The 19,319-nt window shown below is 70.3% G+C and carries 17 protein-coding genes; 10 read left to right on the top strand and 7 right to left on the bottom strand.

The annotated features are described in order from the left end of the window. Positions 1-97: 97 nt before the first annotated feature. Positions 98-805, bottom strand: coding sequence for a TetR/AcrR family transcriptional regulator (locus tag G406_RS0107270; protein ID WP_028933333.1), 708 nt, complete (start codon positions 803-805; stop codon positions 98-100). A gap of 112 nt (positions 806-917) precedes the next feature. On the opposite strand from G406_RS0107270, the gene G406_RS0107265 reads away from it, so the two are divergent. Both G406_RS0107265 and G406_RS0107260 read left to right on the top strand, forming a co-directional pair. Next, on the top strand, positions 918-2,387 hold the full coding sequence (locus G406_RS0107265; RefSeq protein WP_028933332.1) for an APC family permease: 1,470 nt from the start codon (positions 918-920) through the stop codon (positions 2,385-2,387). Continuing rightward, the gene (locus G406_RS0107260; protein WP_028933331.1) at positions 2,387-4,033 is read left to right on the top strand and encodes an amidohydrolase; all 1,647 of its coding nucleotides are present in this window, start codon (positions 2,387-2,389) and stop codon (positions 4,031-4,033) included. The genes G406_RS0107265 and G406_RS0107260 overlap by 1 nt, the downstream gene beginning before the upstream one ends. 130 nt (positions 4,034-4,163) lie before the next feature. On the opposite strand, the gene G406_RS0107255 is transcribed toward G406_RS0107260, so the two are convergent. Then, positions 4,164-4,670: an Lrp/AsnC family transcriptional regulator gene (locus tag G406_RS0107255; protein WP_037075455.1), complete on the bottom strand. Its 507-nt coding sequence runs from the start codon at positions 4,668-4,670 to the stop codon at positions 4,164-4,166. A 267-nt stretch (positions 4,671-4,937) separates the two neighbouring features. Between G406_RS0107255 and G406_RS45145 the strand changes: the two genes are divergently transcribed. From G406_RS45145 to G406_RS0107235, 4 genes are all read left to right on the top strand, one after another. After that, positions 4,938-6,383 carry a gamma-aminobutyraldehyde dehydrogenase gene (locus G406_RS45145; RefSeq protein ID WP_084215832.1) on the top strand — a complete coding sequence of 482 codons (1,446 nt, stop codon included), beginning with the start codon at positions 4,938-4,940 and terminating at the stop codon, positions 6,381-6,383. Next, entirely contained in the window at positions 6,376-7,956 is a 1,581-nt protein-coding gene (locus G406_RS0107245) for an APC family permease (RefSeq protein WP_051341756.1), read from the top strand. Before G406_RS45145 ends, G406_RS0107245 begins: the two co-directional genes overlap by 8 nt. After that, the gene (locus tag G406_RS0107240; RefSeq protein WP_037075453.1) at positions 7,949-8,641 is read left to right on the top strand and encodes a pyridoxamine 5'-phosphate oxidase family protein; all 693 of its coding nucleotides are present in this window, start codon (positions 7,949-7,951) and stop codon (positions 8,639-8,641) included. Before G406_RS0107245 ends, G406_RS0107240 begins: the two co-directional genes overlap by 8 nt. A gap of 96 nt (positions 8,642-8,737) precedes the next feature. Next, positions 8,738-10,111 carry an aspartate aminotransferase family protein gene (locus G406_RS0107235; protein WP_028933327.1) on the top strand — a complete coding sequence of 458 codons (1,374 nt, stop codon included), beginning with the start codon at positions 8,738-8,740 and terminating at the stop codon, positions 10,109-10,111. A 10-nt stretch (positions 10,112-10,121) separates the two neighbouring features. On the opposite strand, the gene G406_RS0107230 is transcribed toward G406_RS0107235, so the two are convergent. From G406_RS0107230 to G406_RS45135, 4 genes are all read right to left on the bottom strand, one after another. After that, positions 10,122-10,925 carry an MBL fold metallo-hydrolase gene (locus tag G406_RS0107230; RefSeq protein ID WP_051341755.1) on the bottom strand — a complete coding sequence of 268 codons (804 nt, stop codon included), beginning with the start codon at positions 10,923-10,925 and terminating at the stop codon, positions 10,122-10,124. Between the two features lie 52 nt (positions 10,926-10,977). Continuing rightward, positions 10,978-11,973, bottom strand: a complete 996-nt coding sequence (locus tag G406_RS45140; RefSeq protein ID WP_051341754.1) for a GlxA family transcriptional regulator — start codon at positions 11,971-11,973, stop codon at positions 10,978-10,980. A 96-nt stretch (positions 11,974-12,069) separates the two neighbouring features. Next, a complete protein-coding gene (locus tag G406_RS0107220; RefSeq protein ID WP_028933325.1) occupies positions 12,070-12,954 on the bottom strand; it encodes a hypothetical protein in 885 nt (294 codons plus the stop codon). 18 nt (positions 12,955-12,972) lie between these two features. Then, positions 12,973-13,722: a GntR family transcriptional regulator gene (locus G406_RS45135; protein ID WP_051341753.1), complete on the bottom strand. Its 750-nt coding sequence runs from the start codon at positions 13,720-13,722 to the stop codon at positions 12,973-12,975. 185 nt (positions 13,723-13,907) lie between these two features. On the opposite strand from G406_RS45135, the gene G406_RS0107210 reads away from it, so the two are divergent. From G406_RS0107210 to G406_RS0107195, 4 genes are read left to right on the top strand one after another with little or no spacing between them, the layout of a single operon-like run. Next, on the top strand, positions 13,908-14,603 hold the full coding sequence (locus tag G406_RS0107210; RefSeq protein ID WP_028933324.1) for a phosphonatase-like hydrolase: 696 nt from the start codon (positions 13,908-13,910) through the stop codon (positions 14,601-14,603). Beyond that, positions 14,600-15,985 (top strand): MFS transporter, encoded by a 1,386-nt coding sequence (locus G406_RS45130; protein ID WP_051341752.1) that lies wholly within the window; start codon positions 14,600-14,602, stop codon positions 15,983-15,985. Before G406_RS0107210 ends, G406_RS45130 begins: the two co-directional genes overlap by 4 nt. After that, on the top strand, positions 15,982-17,043 hold the full coding sequence (locus G406_RS0107200; protein WP_028933323.1) for a zinc-binding dehydrogenase: 1,062 nt from the start codon (positions 15,982-15,984) through the stop codon (positions 17,041-17,043). Before G406_RS45130 ends, G406_RS0107200 begins: the two co-directional genes overlap by 4 nt. Beyond that, positions 17,040-18,173 (top strand): alpha-D-ribose 1-methylphosphonate 5-triphosphate diphosphatase, encoded by a 1,134-nt coding sequence (locus tag G406_RS0107195; protein WP_028933322.1) that lies wholly within the window; start codon positions 17,040-17,042, stop codon positions 18,171-18,173. The genes G406_RS0107200 and G406_RS0107195 overlap by 4 nt, the downstream gene beginning before the upstream one ends. Positions 18,174-18,229: 56 nt before the next feature. On the opposite strand, the gene G406_RS0107190 is transcribed toward G406_RS0107195, so the two are convergent. Continuing rightward, the gene (locus G406_RS0107190) at positions 18,230-19,201 is read right to left on the bottom strand and encodes an asparaginase (RefSeq protein WP_028933321.1); all 972 of its coding nucleotides are present in this window, start codon (positions 19,199-19,201) and stop codon (positions 18,230-18,232) included. Positions 19,202-19,319: the final 118 nt, after the last annotated feature.

Genomic DNA, 19,319 nt, shown 5'->3' with positions numbered 1-19,319 from the left:
GCCTCTCCCGTGACACGAATGTGGCTTTAGGGACGTTCAACGTCCCTAAAGCCACATTCGTGTCGTAGCGGGGCGGGTGGTGGGAGGGGGCGGGCGACTATGGGTGGCTGGGCAGGCTTGCGGAGAGAGCGTCGAGGAAGAGGTCCAGGGTCCGGGGGAACGCCGTCGTCGGCATCGTCGTCGCCAGCGCGCCAGCGCTCGCGGCGATGTTCGGGTGGGTGCTGGCGGGCAGGCGCGCGTAGACCGAACCCCAGGCGTCGTGGTCGGTGCGGCCGTCCTTCGGAGGTAGCGCGATGCTCGCGGCGTCGAGTGCGGCGAAGCCGAGCGCCAGGTCGATGAAGCAGTGATAGTGCGCGGCGGCGTCACCCGGAGCGAAGCCCCCCGACCGGAGCGCGGCGAGTCCGTACTCGACCGCTCGCATCTCGTGCGGCCGACCGGTGACCCGCGCCGCGGTGATCACAGCGGCGTGCGGATGGGTCATGAGCGTGGCGTAGACCGTGCGCCCCATGTCACGCAGGGTGTCGCGCCAGTCCGCGGACGGTGTCAGCTCGTCGACACACCGCCCGATGAGCTCGTCCGCGACCGCGAGCACCAGGTCGTCGAGATCGCGGAAGTAACGGTAGACCGACGAGGGGTCCGCGCCGAGCGCGATGCCGAGCCGACGCGCGGTCAATGCCGTGGTGCCGTCCTGGCTCAGCAGCCGGATGGCGGTGTGCACGATGAGCTCGTGGGACAGGACGGCGCCGGTCTTGGTCAGTCGCCTGCGGCGTTGGGTGCCGATGACCCGGCCCGGATGGTGCGGCATGAGCGGCAGCTTATGACAACGCCATTGACCAAGATACCGCTCGCGGGTTGTATCTCCGGCACGCCAGGTGCGTCGATCGGGGCGCGACCCCGTGTTGGGAGGACGGTCCGCCATGCAGCAGCAAGCCAGGCTCAGCAGGTCGCTCGGTGTCCTCGACGGTGTGGTGATCGCGGCGTCCAGCATCGCGGCCACCACGAGCATCGGTATCGGTATGGGGGTTCTCGCCGCGTCGGTCGGCCGTCAGACCCCCGCCATTCTGCTGATCGCCTTCTTCCCGATCGTCGGGATCGCCGTCGCCTACAGCCGGTTGAACCGGGTTGAGCCGGACTGTGGCAACGGGTACGTGTGGGTCGGGAGGACCATGGGCCCGTGGCTCGGCCTGATCGCCGGGTGGATCCCGATCGCGGGCACGGTGGTGTTCATGTCCTACACCACCGCGGTCGTCGGATCCGTGCTGGTCCAGCTCGTCGAGAAGGCCGGGGTCCACTCGGTGCTCGGCTGGGCCCTCGACGCCAACTCCACAGCCCAGTGCACCGCCGTCGGCCTCGTCGTGTTCGCCGTCGTGACCTGGATCGCCGTCACCGGCACCGCGCACGCCGCGCATTTCCAGAAGTACCTGCTGATCTTCGAGTACGTCGTGCTCCTCGGCTTCTGCGGCTGGGGCCTCGCCACCGGGCACCAGAGCTTCTCGTTCTCCTGGCTCGACCCGTTCGCCGTGGACTCCTTCGCCGGGTTCGCGCAAGGGCTGGCGATCGCGGTGTTCTTCTACTGGGGCTGGGACTCCGCGTTCAGCGTGACAGAGGAGACCCACGACTCGCGGGACGCGGCGCGCAGCGGGTTCATCGCGCTCGTGACGATGCTCGGTCTGTTCCTGCTCGGGTCGATCGCGTTCCAGCGCGTGATGGACAACGGCGAGATGGTCGACAAGGGCGCGGAGGGCCTGACGTACTTCGCTGCCAAGCTCGCCGGCGAACCTCTGGCGACCCTGCCGCTGGTCGCGCTCATGCTGTCCGCGGTCTCCTCGCTGCAGGCGGGCATCATCCCGACGGCGCGTTTCACCCTGGCGATGGGAAGGAACCGCACGCTCGGCACGGTGTGGACCCGGGTGCATCCCCGATACCGCACGCCCGCGGCGGGCACCGTCATCATCACCGCGATCACGGCGGTCATCGCGGTCCTGATGCCGGCGATCCCCAAGCTCAACGAGGCGATCCTGGCCGCGGTCAACGCCATCGGCATCCTCGTCGCCCTGTACTACGGCCTCGCCTCGGTGACCTGCGCGGTGCGGTTCCGAGGGCTGCTGCGAACCGGCCGGAGGGCCGCCGTCGGCGCGGTCGGGGTACCGGCCGTGTGCGGCACGGTGCTGCTCGCACTGGGCGGCTACCTCGCGGTCCACTACGCCACGGTCAGCGATACCTTCGAGATCGACGCGGCCAACGGCTGGTTCACCCTCGCCGTCCCGCTCGTGATCCTGCTGATCGGGCTCGCCGTCGGCGCGGTCGCCAAGTGGTACCGCCGCGCGCCGGATTTCCACGGTCATCCGACACCCGACCCAGTGCCCACCCCCGAACGGAGCCTGTGATGCCCGGTTCAGCCGCGGACCTGCTGTTCACCGGCGGTCCGATCCGCACGATGGACCCCGGGCACGCGGTGGCCTCCGCGCTGGCCGTCCGTGACGGTCGGATCGCCGCCGTCGGTGACCGGGAGGTCCACGACCTCGCCGGACCGAAGACCGAGGTGGTCGACCTGCGGGGGCGGGTGCTGCTGCCCGGGTTCCAGGACGCACACATCCATGCCGTGACCGGCGGTGTCGAGCTGGGGGAGTGCGACCTCAGCGCGGTCACCGACGTCAACGAGTACCTGCGCTTGGTCCGCAGCTACGCGCGCTCGCACCCGGACCGGGACTGGATCACCGGCAGTGGGTGGTCGATGGAGTGCTTCGACGGCGGTTTGCCGACCCGTGAGCTGCTCGACTCCGTGGTGCCCGATCGGCCGGTCTTCCTGCTCAACCGCGACCATCACGGTGCGTGGGTGAACAGTCTCGCGCTGGACCGCGCGGGCATCACGGCGACGACACCGGACCCGCCCGACGGACGCATCGAGCGGGGTCCCGACGGCGCGGCGATCGGCATGCTGCAGGAAGGCGCCGCCGAGCTGGTCGCCGAGCTGGTGCCCGCACGCACCGAGGCCGATCTGCTCGACGGCCTGCTGAGAGCACAGTCGATGCTGCACGGCTACGGCATCACCGCATGGCAGGACGCCTGGATGTCGGGCGGATCGGGCTTCGCGGACAACTCGACCGCGTACCTGAGGGCGGCCCGCGACGGTGTGCTCACCGCGTCGGTGATCGGTGCGCTGTGGTGGTCACGGGACAGCGGGCTCGAACAGCTGCCGGAGCTGCTGCACCGCAGGGAGAGCTGGAGCACCGGCAACCTGAGCTGCACCACGGTCAAGATCATGGTCGACGGCATCGCGGAGAACTTCACCGCGGCGATGACCAGCCCGTACCTCGACTCCTGCGGCTGTGCGACCGGCAACAGCGGACACAGCTTCATCGAGCCGGAGGCGTTGCGGGACTACGTCACGGCGGTGGACGCGGAGGACTTCCAGGTCCATTTCCACGCACTGGGTGACCGCGCCGTGCGCGAGGCACTCGACGCGGTGGAGGCCGCGCGCACCCGCAACGGGGTCAGGGACACGCGACCACATCTGGCGCACCTGCAGGTCGTGCGTCCGGAGGACATCGCGCGCTTTCCGCGCCTCGGCGCGAGCGCGAACATCCAGCCGCTGTGGGCGGCACACGAGCCGCAGATGGACGAGCTCACCATCCCGTTCCTCGGCCCGGACCGAGCGCGGCTGCAGTATCCCTTCGGTGACCTCCTCAGGGCGGGCGCGCACCTGGCGGCCGGCAGCGACTGGCCGGTCAGCAGTGCCGACCCGATGCAGGGGATCCACGTCGCGGTCAACCGCGTCCTCCACGGTTGCGAGGCGCCGGTGTTCCTGCCCGAGCAGCGCCTCGAGCTCGGGGTCGCGCTCGCCGCGTACACCTCGGGCGCGGCGTACGTGAACCACCGCGACGACTCGGGCCGTCTGCGCACCGGCTACACGGCCGACCTGGTCGTCCTGGACCGCGACCCGTTCGACGGCCCGGCTGAGGCGATCGGCGACACCCACGCGGCCCTCACCTACGTGGCCGGCGCCCGCGTCCACGCGGCACCGGACGCCTGACAGCTCGGACTCGAACCGACACCGCGCACCGCACGATCACGCCGCGCAGTGTGCACACGGCGCGGCGTGTACCTGCGGTGCGCGGTGTCGGCAGCGGGACAGGGGATCACAGGTGCCGTCCGCCCAAGGATCAGTCGGTGAGGGCGCCCCAGGCGTAGGTCTGTTTCGCCAGCTTCAGGTAGGTGAACGTCTCGGTGTCGGCGATGCCGTCGATCGTGCGGATCTGCTCGTTGAGCAGACGCAGCAGGTGGGCGTCGTCGTGGCAGATGACCTCGACGAGCAGGTCGTAACGGCCGGCGCACAACACGACGTAGTGGGCGTCCGGCAGTGCGGCCAGCTCGGCGGCGACCCGATGGACGTCGCCCCGGACCTTGATCGCCACCATGGCCTGCCGGGCGAGGTCGACGTCGAGGGGATCGGTGACCGCGACGATCTGCATCGTCTGGTCACGCAGGAGCCGCTGGACCCGCTGCCGGACGGCTCCCTCGGACAGGTCGACGGCCTTGGCGAGGTTGGTGAACGACATCCGACCGTCGCGCTGCAGCAGGGAGATGAGTGCACGGTCGACGTCGTCCAGACCACGATGAGGGGGCCTCGGCTGCTCGGTGGTCTCACGCTGGCCCGGTTCGGAGGTCATCGATTCCCTTCGCGGTCGTGTTCCGCACCAGGCTATCGACCGGTTGCGCACCCTCAGCGCGCTGGCTGTTCGACCGGCGGCGAGTGGCTCCGCATGTGGACGCCGGTGTGACGTTCTGACTGAGATCATGTTAACGCTGTGATTCGATACTGCTGCAGCCTATTTCGTTGCCGAGACGACAAACAGCTACGAAATCCTTGCATCTTGCGGACCTCTGATGTCAGCATCTATGCGCGGTATGAGCCCGGTCACTCGGAGGTAGCGTCGATGCCTGAACGGTTCCCTGTCACGAATCCGGCCACCGGGGAGGTCGTCCGGCATCTGGACCTCGCGGACGCGTCCGATGTCGATGCGGCTGTCGGCGCGGCGCGCGCGGCCGCACCGGGATGGGCCTCGGTTTCTCCCGCTGAACGTGGGGCGGTGCTCGCCAGGGTAGCGACGCTCCTCGACGAACGGTCCGAGGACTTCGCCGGTACCGAGACGCTCCAGTGCGGCAAGCCGATTCGGCTGTCCCGCGAGTTCGACGTACCGGGGACAGTCGACAACGCGGCGTTCTTCGGTGCCGCGGCACGGATGCTGGAGGGCAAGGCCTCGGGGGAGTACTCGCCGGAGCACACGTCGAGCATCCGACGTGAGCCGCTCGGTGTCGTCGGCTCGATCGCGCCTTGGAACTACCCGCTCAACATGGCGGGCTGGAAGGTGTTCCCCGCGCTCGCCGCCGGCAACGCCGTGGTGATCAAACCGGCGGAGATCACTCCGCTCACGACGATCATGTTGGCGGAGGTGTTCGCCGAGGCGGGGCTGCCCGACGGTGTCCTCACCGTGCTCGTCGGTCGCGGCCCTGTGGTGGGCGCGGCGCTCGCCGGGCACCCCGGGATCGACATGGTGTCGTTCACCGGCTCGACCGCGGTCGGTCGCCAGGTCGCCGAACTGGCCGCGTCGGGTCCTCGGCGGGTTCACCTGGAGCTGGGCGGCAAGGCGCCGTTCGTCGTGTTCGACGACGCCGATCTCGAGGCTGCGGTGCACGGGGCGGTCGCCGGCGCGTTGATCAACGGCGGCCAGGACTGCACGGCCGCGACCAGGGCCTACGTCCAGCGTCCGCTGTACGAGCGGTTCGTCGAGGGTGTCGCGGACCTGTTGGGCCAGGTGCGGGTGGGTGATCCGTCGGACCCGGCGACCGATGTCGGATCGCTCATCTCCGCCACGCATGCCGAGCGGGTCCACGGTTTCGTCACCAGGGCGGTGCAGGCGGGTGCCAAGGCGATGCGCGGCGGCACCGCGCCGGACGGTGCGTTCTACCGGCCGACGCTGCTGGTCGGGGCCGCGCAGCAGTCCGAGATCGTCCAGGACGAGGTGTTCGGTCCGGTGCTGGTGGTCCTGCCGTTCGACGACGACGACGAGGGCATCGCGCTCGCGAACGACACCCGCTTCGGGCTAGCGGCGTCCGCGTGGACCCGCGACGTGTACCGGGCAGGCCGCGCATCCAGGGAGATCGCCGCCGGCTGTGTGTGGATCAACGACCACATCCCGATCATCAGCGAGATGCCGCACGGCGGCATCAAGGCCTCCGGGTACGGCAAGGACATGTCGATGTACTCGCTGGAGGAGTACACGTCGGTGAAGCACGTGATGAGCGAGATCACCGGAAAGGCCCGGAAGGACTGGCATCGGACCGTGTTCACCGGCGACCGAGGGGAGCAGGGCAATGGCTGAGGTCGTCGACGACAAGCCCGTCGAGGTCATCGCGCGGGCCACCGGACAGGACAAGGGTCTACGCTCCGGCGCGCTGAGCATGGTGTCGTCGATCGTCATCGGGATGGCGGCGACCGCGCCCGCCTACTCGATCGCCGCGACCCTGGGGCTGCTCGTGCTCACCGGCGTCGGCGTCAAGGCCGTCGCGTTCATCCTGCTGGCCTTCATCCCGATCATCTTCGTGGCGCAGGCGTTCCGCGAGCTGAACTCGGTCGAACACGACTGCGGCACCAACTTCACCTGGGCGGCACGGGCGTTCGGCAGCCGTACCGGGTGGATGTCCGGCTGGGTCGTGACGATCGCCCAGCTGCTGGTGATGACGAGCCAGTGCGCGATCACCGGCCGCTACAGCCTGCTGTTGCTCGGCCAGGACGAACTCGCCGACAACCTGGTGGTCACCACGACGGTGGGGGCCGTGTGGCTGATCGCGCTGTGCTATCTGTGCTACCGGGGTATCGAGATCTCGGCGAGGGTGCAGTGGGTACTGCTGGCCGCCGAGCTGGTGGTACTGGCCGCGTTCTCGATCATCGCACTGGTCCGGGTCTACTCCGGCACGGCCGGTCCGCAGTCCATCCACGTGGAGTGGAGCTGGTTCTGGCCGTCGAACCTCGGGCTCGGTGCCTTCGTGTCGGCGACGCTGCTCGCGGTCTTCATCTACTGGGGGTGGGAGAGCTCGGTCTCGGTCAACGAGGAGTCCCAGGACCCTCGCCACGGCCCGGGCAAGGCGGCGGTGTTCTCCACCGTGCTGCTGGTCGGCAACTACCTGCTCGTGACCCTCGCCGCCGTCGCGTTCGCCGGAGTGGGCGAGACCGGAATCGGACTGGCCAACAAGGACCACTCCGACGACGTGCTCGCCGGACTGGGTGAGGCGGTGTTCGGCAGTGGGGCCTGGGGCCAGGTGTTCGGGACGCTGCTGGTCATCTCGGTGCTGACGAGCGGCGCGGCGACCTGTCAGGCGACGATCATGCCGGCCGCCAGGACGACGTTGTCGATGGCCCACCACGGCGCACTGCCGTCGGCGTTCGGCCGCGTGCACCCCCGCTACCAGACGCCGTCGGTGGCGACCTGGGCCTTCGGTGGCGTCGCGCTGGCGCTCTACATCGGGCTGACCGCGGTGAGCGAGAACGTGTTGTCCGACTCGGTCGATGCGGTCGGGCTCGCGGTCGCCATCGAGTACGGGCTCACGGCCACGTCGTGCGTGTGGGTGTTCCGGCGGACGCTGCGCACGAGCATGCGCAACCTCCTGCTCCGCGGTGTGGTGCCCGGCCTCGGTGCCCTGTTCTTCCTGGGTGTGTTCGCGGCGGCCGTGGTCCAGTACGCCCGTCCCGAGGAGGGTTCGACCGTCATCTTCGGCATCGGCGGTGTCGCGGTCATCGGAGCGGTGTCGATCCTGGTCGGGGTGCCGCTCATGGCGGTCGTGTACCGCTGGTGCCGGGACTACTTCGCGGGCTCGACGCTGCCCAAGGGCTACGTCCTGCCGGGTGGGGAGTGCATCGTGGATGCGGCGCAGGAGCGTGGCCGTACTCATGCCTGAGGACCGTTCCCGGCAACCGCTGTCGGCGACGCCTCGGACCCGGCACCGGCGGCTGAGACAGCAGGGACGGACCGAACGTGAGGAGCTCGCGGCGGTGCTGGCCGTCGGGGTGGTGTGCCACCTCGGGCTTCTCGTCGACGGTGACCCGATGGTCGTGCCGACCGTGTACGGGGTTGCCGGGGACACGATGTACCTGCACGGTTCGGTGGCCAGCCGGAGCCTGGTCGCCGCATCGCGGGCCACGGTGTGCGTGACCGTGACGCACGTGGACGGCCTGGTGCTGGCCCGCTCGGTGTTCGAGCACGGGCTGAACTACCGCTGCGCGATGATCTACGGCGTCCCCCGGCCGGTGACCGACCCGACGGAGAAGCTGCTGGGTCTCCGGGTGCTCACCGAGCAGCTCGCGCCCGGGCAGTGGGACTACGCACGTCGGCCGAGCAAGAAGGAGCTCGCCGCGACGAGCCTGCTCGCCCTTGCGCTGGACGAGGCGTCGGTGAAGGTCCGTACCGGACCACCCGACGACGGCGACGGCCCCGACGCCGCCCTCGGACTGTGGGCCGGCGTGCTGCCGATCGCTCAGTCCTGGGGTGACGCCGTGCCCGACCCGGCGCTGCCCTCCGGCACGGCCAGGCCCGGCCATCTCGAACGAATTCTGTCCTCACCACCTGGCTCGATCACGAAATAATCGTTGCATGCGTCGTTCGGCTACGAATTCAGTTGTCTGGATCGCGTAGGTATGCGATAAAGGCAGTATCAGCGTCCAAGGGGAGTGGAAACGACGATGACTACCTCGCAGACCGAGTCCCTCTCGACACGAGCGGCGACACACCTGTGGCCGCACTTCTCTCGCCTGTCCGCGTTCGAGAACGATGGCGTTCCGGTCATCACCCGCGGCGACGGCGCGTACGTCTACGACGAAGCCGGCCGCCGATACCTCGACGGGCTGTCCGGGTTGTTCGTCGTGCAGGTCGGCCACGGCCGGGAAGAGCTCGCGGAGGCGGCAGCCAAGCAGGCCGCCCAGCTCGCATACTTCCCGCTGTGGTCACATGTGCACCCGGCGGCGGTGGAGCTCGCCGAGCGCATCGCCGACCAGGCACCCGGTGATCTCACCCGGGTCTTCTTCACTACGTCGGGTTCGGAGGCCGTGGAGACGGCCTGGAAGCTGGCGAAGCAGTACTACCGGCTCACCGGAAGGCCCGGGAAGTACAAGGTGATCAGCCGGGTGTCCGCGTACCACGGCACCACCCACGGTGCGCTGTCGATCAACGGCGTCACCGCCTACCGCACGCCGTTCGAACCGCTCGTGCCCGGCGCGTTCAAGGTCCCGAACACGAACTTCTACCGCGCGCCCGAGCACGGCGACGACTACGACGCGTTCGGTGTCTGGGCCGCGGACCAGATCGAGGCGACCATCCTCGCCGAAGGCGCGGAGACCGTCGCGGCGGTGTTCCTCGAACCGGTGCAGAACTCGGGCGGCTGCCTGATCCCGCCGCCCGGCTACTTCCAGCGGGTCCGGGAGATCTGCGATCGGCACGACGTCCTGCTCGTCTCCGACGAGGTGATCTGCGCCTGGGGAAGGCTCGGCCATGCCTTCGGCGCCCAGCGCTACGGCTACCAGCCGGACATCATCACCTCGGCGAAGGGGCTGACGTCCGGCTACGTGCCACTGGGCGCCACCATCGTCTCGGAGCGTCTCGCCGAGCCGTTCCGGCACGACGACTCGATGTTCCTGCACGGCTACACCTACGGCGGCCATCCGGTCGGCTGCGCGGTGGGCCTCGCGAACCTCGACATCGTCGAGCGGGAGAACCTGTTCGGGAAGGTCCGGGACAACGAGGGCCTGTTCCGCGCGACCCTGGAGAGGCTGTACGGCGTCCCGGTGGTCGGTGACGTCCGAGGCGACGGCTACTTCATGGCCATCGAGCTGGTGAAGGACAAGGCCACGAAGGAGTCGTTCTCCGAGGAGGACGCGAAGCGGATCCTGCGCGGCTACGTCTCACCGGCGCTGTTCGACGCCGGTCTGTACTGCCGAACCGACGACCGGGCCGACCCGATCATCCAGGTCGCCCCGCCGTTGATCTGCGGCCAGGCCGAGTTCGACGAGATCGAGTCGATCCTGCGCGGCGTGCTCACCAAGGTGAGCACGCTGCTCTGACCGGCGGGCGTCAGCGGGCCGGGAGCGTGGTCGCCTCGCCGGGGTTCAGCATGACCAGCCGGTCGGCCAGGCCCCGGCGGGCGAACGCGTCCGGGATCGTTCCCGGTCCCTGCGTCAGGTGGCCCCACCCCTCCAGATGGATCGGGACGACCGTGGGAGACGCGAGGATCTCCGCGGCCTGCGCCGCCTGGTCGCTGCTGAAGGTCAGGTAGGCGTCCATGAGCGGGCTTCGGGCGTGCCCCGCGAACAGGACCGCCACGTCGATCGGGCCGGCGTGGTCGGCGACGTCACGGACGACGGCCAGTGACGCGTTGTCGCCGCTGACGTAGACGGTCGGGAGTCCCGCTCCGGAGAGGACGAACCCGCGCACCTCACCGGTCAGGTGCTCGGTGCCGGCGGGACCGTGCTGAGCCGGTACTCCGGTGATCCGCAGCTCTCCGCCGTCCGGCCGGGGCAGTGTGATCCCCCGCCACACCGGCAGCTCGCGTGTCGACCCACCCAGCCGCTGCTCCGCAGCCGCGGTACTGAGCACGAGAGGAACCCGTTCCAGCAGGCGCCGCCCCGACGCGTCGAGGTTGTCGGGGTGCTGGTCGTGGGACAGCAGCACGGCGTCCACGTGTCCGACGGACTCGACGGTCACCGAGGGCGCGGACGTCTTGACCAGCGTGCGCTGTCCGACCGGGTGGTCACCGGGCGGGTCGAAGGTGGGGTCGGTCAGCAGGCGAAGGCCGCCGATCTCGATGAGTGCCGTCGGACCGCCGATCAGCTGCATGGTGATGCCGGTGGTCGTCTTCGGTGAGATCGATGTGCTCATGGTTCGATCGTGCGCCCGGCGAGGCGGCGATGGTGAGTGGCCGATGAGCCGATCAGCGATCGATTCCAGCCAACCGAGGGGGCTCGGTGATCCGGAAGGTCAGGCGGTAGTCCTGTGGGCTGACGCCCACGATCCTGCGGAACGGGGGCCGCAACGAGACAGCCGCGGTGAACCCGACCTGCCGCGCCACGGCGTCCACCGGCAGGTCGGTGTTCTCCAGCAGCCGCTGTGCCCGCAGGATGCGCTGGTGCAGGAGCCACTGCAGCGGTGAGACGCCGGTGGCGGCGCGGAACCGCCGGTCGAAAGTGCGTCGACTGAGATGGACCTGCGCGGCGAGCGTCTCGACGTCGAGCATCCCGTCGTCGAGGTTGCGCAGCGCGTACTCCATGGCGTCTCCGAGCTCGTCACCGTCGCGGATCTCGGGCACCGGCTGGTCGATGTACTGGGCCTGACCGCCGCCGCGCTGCGGGGGCACGACCATGCGCCGGGCGATCACCGTCGCGGCCGCCACGCCCCAGTACCGGCGCACCACGTGCAGGCAGGCGTCGAGCCCGGCTGCGGTGCCCGCGCTGGTGACCACGTCCCCGTCGTCCTCGTAGAGCACCGTCGGGTCCACGGTGATCCGAGGGTAGGCGGCCGCGAGCGCAGGCGCGTGGTACCAGTGGGTCGCCGCTCGTCGCCCGTCGAGCAGTCCCGAGGCGGCGAGGACGAACGCCCCCATGCACAACCCGACGATCAACGCCCCGCCCTCGTGTGCGTCCCGCAGTGCACGCAGCGCGGGTTCGGGCGGACGCTCCGTCGCGTCCCGCCAGGACGGGACGACCACGATGCCCGCGTCGCGCAGTGCGGCCAGATCGTTCGGTGCGTGCAGCTGGATGCCACCGGTGCTGACCAGCACGCCGGGTTCGGCGGCCACCGGCAGCAGGGTGAACCGCGGTGCACCGCTCGGTGTGCGGTCGACACCGAACACGCTGATCGGCACGGAGGTCTCGAACAGCGGCGCGCGGTTGAACATGAGCACCACGACAGTGGCCTTGTCACGGGTCATCAGGCCCTCCGGAGGATGCACGGCATCGGAGTACCGGGATCGGTACTCCACCGATGATGGCTCACCCGTCGCCACCGGCGCTGGTGGGTCCGTCGGTCAGCTCGCGGAGGTCAGCGCGGGCAGCGGCGCACGTTGGAGATAGCCGACCGGCTCCTTCGCTCGGCCTCCTCCGTCCAACGAGTCGCGGTACAGCGCTGCACCGGACTCGTTGTTGACGTACACCGTGCCGTCGACGGTCGTGATCCCCCGCGTCATGCCGCGTGCGGCAACGGGGTGGCTCACGCCGCTGCGCCGGTCCGTGACCACGATCTGACTGGGGTTGCCTCGCCCGTAGGACACGCTGTAGAGCAGATGGGACGCGGTGACAGCCATACCCTGGGTGTGCACGGGAACGGGTTGCGGCGGCCCGGCCGGGGTGATCCGACCGTCCGGGGCGAGTGCGTAGGTGTACACCGTGTTGGCGGCGAAGTCCCCGACCCACAGCCGACCTTCCGCGACGGTGGCCCATGAGCTCGCCGGGAGCGGAAGCGGCGTGCCCGACACGGTCGTGCCGTCCTGAGCTCGTTCGATGTCGGCGAGGGTGAACCTGACGACGGTGTGCCGTGCGCCTTCGGTGTTCGCCAGCCAGAGGAAACCGGGCGAGACCGCCACCCCACCCGCGTGCCCGCCCCCGGTGAAGACCGACTTGGCGACGCGGCCCGTCGCGCGGTCCACGAAGCTGATCAGGTTTCGGTGCTCGGCGGAACCCGGGTTCGGGTAGTGCGAGATGACCAGCCAGTCGTGCGTTCCGGTGCGCCATGGTGCGAGGCCCTGCGGCACGAATCCGCCGAGCCGCGGAATCGCCGGACCGGGGGTGAACGGCACGGGAGTCGCCGCCGAGGCCGCTCCAGGCGCGAGGATCACGGCGATCGACGTCGTGAGGCCGAGCAGGAGACGGGCGAGGACCCGAGTTCGGAACAGGAAATGACAACTCACGGTCATGAGATTGTAGGTGCGACACTACGCCGGTCGTCGATGGTCCGTCACATCTGAAGGGTCGGACGCGAGTTGCGTCTCGAACACGACGCGGATGACGTCCGAACGGATCCAGCGCTGGGTCAGGCAGAGCGGGCGAGCCGTGCCCGCGTCCCGGTTGAGGCTCTCGATGAACCAGCCCAGCCCTGACGGCGAGGCCTCGAGCGCAGCGGCGACCTGAGCGTCCAGCACCTCCGCGCTGGCCCGGACCCAGGCCCGCCTCGGGGTGACGCCGACGAGGTCGACGAACACCCGGTGCAGCGAGTCGTCGGCCCGGAGCGCGGCGTCCAGGTCGGGGATCACGTCGTGCGGGATCCACTCGATTCCCCAGGCCGCGGGGGTGTCGTCGACATAGGAACGGCGAACGAGCCGGTGGCACTCCTCGGAACCGAGGGCCAGCGCCTCGGCCACGTGGCCGGGCGGTCGAGCGTCGGTTCGGGTCACGACGACGCTGCGTGCAGATGCACCGGCGGCCCGAATGGTCGCGCTCCAGGACGGGGCGCGATCGGCGTCGATTGGGTAGTCGATGCGCCGGACCGAGAAGCTGCCGGAACCCTGCACCCGGCGGATCACGTTGCGTGTCATCAGCTCCTGCAACGCCGCGCGAGCCGTCGACCTGGCGACACCGAAGCGCTGGGCCACGACGTGCTCGCCCGCCACCCGCTCACCGCCGGGCAGCGCACGGATCTCCGCCTCGAGAACCGCCGCGATCTCCTTGTACCTCGTCACCGCCACGAGCCGAGGGTAGGGCTCCGGACCGGTCCGACGCCCGGGCTCCGGGGTTGTCCGGACAACCCCGAGTGCGCCGCCCTGAGCTGTTCACGGCTGGTACACCGAGTCACCGGGAACCGGCCATCTGCTGGTCGCACGATGGCCGCCGACGCCACCGAGAGTGCGGTGGCGCTCAGGAGGTGGAAGACATGATCAGGCTCGTGTGCCTCGACATGGCGGGCACGACGGTGGAGGACTCCGGCACGGTGCTGGCGGCCTTCGACGCCGCGCTCTCCGACGCGGGGTTCGACGCCGGTTCCGCCGAGTACGCCGCCGGCAGGCGTTACGCGGTCGAGACGATGGGACAGTCGAAGATCGAGGTGTTCCGCGCGATCCTGGGTGGCGACGAGGCGCGGGCACAGCAGGCGAACTCGGCGTTCGAAGCGGCCTACGCGGAGTCGATCGATGCGGTCCGACCGGTGCCCGGCGCCGCCGAGGTGATCGAGAAGCTGCGATCGGCCGGCCGTCGGGTCGTGCTGACCACCGGCTTCTCCCCGGCGACCCGCGACCGCATCCTGGACGTGCTGGGATGGCGTGAGCTCGTCCCACTCGCGTTGTCGCCGGTCGACGCCGGTCGTGGGCGCCCCTACCCGGACATGGTGCTGACCGCGCTGCTGCGCACCGGCACGACGTCGGTCCAGGAGGTCGCGACCGTCGGCGACACCACCAGCGATCTCCTCTCGGGACACCGAGCCGGCTGCGCGGTGATCGCCGGCGTACTCACCGGCGCGCACACCGCGAGCGACTTCGCCACCGTGCCGCACACGCACGTCCTGGACAGCGTCGCCGACCTTCCCGAGGCCCTGGAGCGGCAGGACCTCACGGTGACCGGGGCGAGGTCGTGACGCGGGCCGGGGTACGCAAGGCACTCGACGAGGCGCCGTTGAGCCTGTTCCACCTCAAGGCGGCCTGTACAGCGGGTGCCGGCTTCTTCACCGACTCCTACGACCTCAACGTGATCGGCACCGTCATGCTGCTGGTCAAGCCGGAGTTCGGGCTCAGCGCCGGGCAGGTCGCGCTGGTCACCAGCTCGACGCTGCTCGCGGTGGCGATCGGCGCGATCCTGTTCGGCAGGCTCGGTGACCTGCTCGGACGCCGTAAGGTCTACGGCCTCGAGGCCGTGATCATGATCGTCGGTGCGCTCGGATCCGCCCTCGCCCCGGACTTCACCTGGCTGCTGATCGCCCGGTTCGTGCTCGGTATCGGCATCGGGGGCGACTACCCGGCGTCCGGAGTGATCATGACCGAGTTCGCCAACCGACGTAACCGAGGCAGGCTGGTCGGCCTGACGTTCCTGTTCTACGTACTCGGCCAGGTCGCCGCCTACGTCGTGGCGCTGCTGGTGCTGGCCCTGGGGACACCCGAGGACATCGCGTGGCGCGTCATACTGGGGTTGGGCGCACTGCCCTCGCTGGTCGTGCTGTGGAACCGCAGGCACATGCCGGAGTCACCGCGCTGGACGCTCGCCGTGACCGGCGACGCTCACCGTGCCGCGAGCGACCTCGAATCCTTCTCGGGCCGCGGCGTCGACGCGGACGCGAGTACTCCGCGAGCCACGAGATACCGTCCCGTCGCCCTGCTGCGCGACCGCACGTTCCTCATCACACTGACCGGCACGGCGGGTAGCTGGTTCTTCTTCAACGTCGCGGTCTACGGCAACTCGGTCAGTCAGCCGCTGCTCATCGCGAGCATCGCGCCGAACACCGGGACGCTCGCCAACATCGCGATCAACACGTGCCTGGTGATCTGTTTCAGCCTCGTCGCGGCGCTGGTCGGGCTGGCACTGCTCGACCGGATGCCGCGCAAGCACCTGCAGATTCTCGGATTCGGGCTCAGCGCGCTGTCCATGCTCGCCATCGCGGCGATTCCCGGCCTGACCGCGACCGTCGTGCCGTTCGCGCTGATCTTCGGGGTGTCGCTGTTCGGCATCGCGCTCGGACCGAATTTCACCACCATGCTGCTCGCGGCGGAGAGCTATCCGACGTCGATCCGGAGCACGGCACACGGCCTGTCCGCGGGGATCGCGAAGATCGGCGCGTTCGCCGGTGCACTCACCACGCCGGTGACCCTCGCCGGGTTGGGGTTGCGCCCGACGGTCCTGATCGCCGGTGGATGTTTCGCGCTCGGCATCGCGACGACGCTGCTGCTCCGGGAGCCCCGTGACCTCGCGCTGGACGCCGAGGACGACGACCCGTTCGTCGACACCCGGCAAGGGGCCGCCGCGTGACCGGGTCGATCACCGCGCGCTACGCGCGCTGGGACGGTGTCGGGCGGCCGTTCTGCGTGGCCAGCACCTCCCTGACCGAGCCCCTGCGTCCCGGGCACGTGCTGGTGGCGGTCGACCTGGCCACCGTCTGCGGGAGCGACCTGCACACGGTGCTCGGGCATCGCGTCTCACCGTGCCCCAGTGTGCTCGGCCACGAGCAGGTCGGGACGGTCGTGGGGGTCAGCGACGAGGAGCCCTCGCTCGCGGTCGACGGGACCCCGCTCGCGGTCGGTGACCGGGTCGTCTGGTCGGTCACCGTGTCGTGTGGCCGCTGCGCGCTGTGCGAGCGGGGGCTCCGGCAGAAGTGCCGGGGGCTGCGCAAGTACGGCCATGAGCGCATCGACGACGGATGGTTGCTCAGCGGGGGGTTCGCCACGCACTGTGAACTGCTGCCGGGCACCGCGATCGTGCGCATGCCGGCCCAGGTTCCGGACGCGGTGGCCGGCCCGGCGTCGTGCGCCACCGCGACCGTCGCCTGCACCCTCGCGGCAGCGGGACCGCTGGCCGGGCGGCGCGTGCTGGTCAGCGGAGCCGGCATGCTCGGCGTGACCGCGACGGCGATGGCGGCCGAAGCGGACGCGGAGGTGGTCGTGGTCGATCCGGACGCACGGCGGCGGTCGCTGGCGCGTCGGTTCGGCGCGGCGGAGGTCGCCGGGTCGATCGGCGGTACCGAGTCGTTCGACGTGGCGCTGGAGCTGTCCGGTAGCCCGGACGCCGTCGAGACCTCAGTGCGCGCGCTGCGCACGGGTGGACGCGCGGTGCTCGCCGGTTCGGTGTCGGCCGGACGGCCGGTCGCCGTGGATCCGGAGCGGATCGTGCGCGGGCTGCTCACGATCGCCGGGGTGCACAACTACCGGGCCCAGGACCTCGTTGCCGGCGTCCGGTTCCTGGCCGAGCACCACGGCCGGTACCCGTTCGCCGAGCTGGTCGGACGCGGGCACCGCCTCGACCGGATCGACGCCGCACTCGCGGCGGCGCGCTCCTCACCGGAGGTACTCCGGCAGGCGATCACCCCGTGATCAGCATCCGGGCCCGGACCGTCGTCACCGGTACCGACGTCCATGCCGACGGGGGCTGGGTGACGATCGACGGAGATCGAGTCAGCGCCGTCGGGGACACACCACCGCCCGGCGCGGAGCGGATCGACCTCGGTGAGGCACAGCTGTGGCCGGGGCTGGTGGACCTGCACGCCGACTCCCTCGGCCGCTTCGAGAGCCCGAGGGCCGGGACCCGGATCCCGCTCGACGTGGCGGTGTACGACTTCACCCTCGACGCCGTCCGGCACGGCATCACCCGGCCGTTCCTGTGCGTCGCGGTCGGCGAGGGCCCCGAGCCCGCCAACGGCCTGCGCCGGGCCCTGGACGTCTTGCGCACCCTGCGAGAGCTCGACGGTGCCCTCCCGCTCACGGTGCCCGTCCACCTGCGGGTCGACGTCGGCGCGGACCGGTGTCTCGACGACGCCCGTGTGCTGCTCGACCGTTTCGGCCGGAGGATCGCCCTGGTCTCCGCCATGGACCACACACCGGGCCGACGTCAGTACGCGCGCGTCGACACCTGGCGGGACGCGATGCGTGACCGGACCGGAGCCGACGATCGTGCGCTCGACGAGTGGCTGTCCTGGCTGCCCGCGCAGCGGAGCTCCGCGGATGAACGGGCCGGCGCGGTCGCCCGGCTCGCTCACGAGTACGGGTGTCCCTTCGCCTCGCACGACGACGACTCACCCGCCTCGGCGGAGCGCGCGGCGGCGGAGGGTGCGGTCATCAGCGAGTTTCCCCTGACCCTGGACACCGCCCGCGCCGCGCGCCGCTCCGGGCTGACGGTCGTGATGGGTGCACCGAACGCCTGGCGGGGCGGATCACACCTCGCAGGTCTGTCCGCCGGTGACGCCGTCCGTGCCGGTCTGGTCGACGCGCTGGCGTCGGACTACCACAGCGGCTCGATGGTGCGAGCGGCACTCACACTGGCGGCCACGTCGGTGTGTGGTCTGTCCGAGGCCGTGCGACTCATGTCGGAGGGACCGGCCGCGGCGATCGCCCTCGACGCCGGCACCCTCCGGCCGGGCAGCCCCGCCGACCTGATCGCGGTCACCCCCGGCCCGATCCCCGCCGTGACAGCGACCTGGATCGCCGGCCGGCGGACCCCGCCATGATCATCACCGCGTCAGGGCTGATTTCCCGAGCGAAATCAGCCCTGACGCGGTGATGATCATGGAACGGGCAGGGTGTCGATGAGGTCCGCGGCGGGACGCAGGACGCCGACCAGGGTGCGGCCGCCGTACACGGGGCGTTCGCTGCGCGCCCGGATGACGTCGTTGTCGACGCCGAGGCGTTGCAGCACCGCGGCGAGGACGACCAGGTGCGCCCGCGAGTTGCCGTCGTCGATCTTGACCGCGATGCCCCGCCCGTCCGGAAGGCCGGCGGCGACGACCCCCTCGGCGCCGGTCTTGCAGAACAGGCCGGGCGTGGACCGGATGAGTTTCGCCGAGGTCCGCCTGGTACCGCTCACGTAGTGCGGATGCTCCCGGAACGCCCTGGCGATCCGGCCTTCGTCGGTCCCGGGCGGTGCCGACGCGAAACGGCCGAACGCGCGCGCGAGCCCGGTCAGGCTCACCGCCAGCAGCGGGGCCCCGCAGCCGTCCACGGTGACCGCGGCGACCTGTTCGTGAGCGAAGTCCTGCACGGCCGCGCGGATCGCCAGCTGGAGGGGGTGGTCCGGAGCGAGATAGCCCTGGATCGGCCAGTCGTTCGTCACGCACGTGGCGAGCATGGCCGCGTGCTTCCCCGAGCAGCCCATCGTCACGGCCTTCTTCCGCAGGCCCGCGCGCATCCACGCCTTGCGGGCGCGTGGGTCGAACGGGTAGGCACGCGGGTTGCGCAGCGCGGTCTCGTCCAGACCGGCGTCGCCGAGGATGCGCCGGACTCCTTCGACGTGGATGGACTCCCCGGAATGTGAGCCCGCGGCCAATGCCAGTAGCTCGCCGTCCAGGCGCAAGCCGGATCGGAGCATCCCGAGCGCCTGCATGGGCTTGTTCGCCGACCGGGGGAACATCGGCCGCGCAACGGGGCCGGTCGACCATTCGACGGTGCCGTCCGGTGCGGTCACCACCGCCGAGCCGTGATGACGGCTCTCCACGACGCCGCCGCGAAGCATCTCGGCCACGACCACTGAGGTTGTCACCGGTCAGGACTATCCCATCGCGAGGAGAAGCGCACGGAGGACTCGCCTCGGGGGAGTGTGCTCCTGAGCGCACCCGGTTGCCGAGGCACGTCAGCCGACTTATGTTTGACACCAGTGT

Source organism: Actinospineispora spinosispora DSM 44797, assembly GCF_000429025.1.
Taxonomy (GTDB): domain Bacteria; phylum Actinomycetota; class Actinomycetes; order Mycobacteriales; family Pseudonocardiaceae; genus Pseudonocardia; species Pseudonocardia spinosispora.
This window is presented reverse-complemented; position numbering and strand designations above follow the sequence as displayed.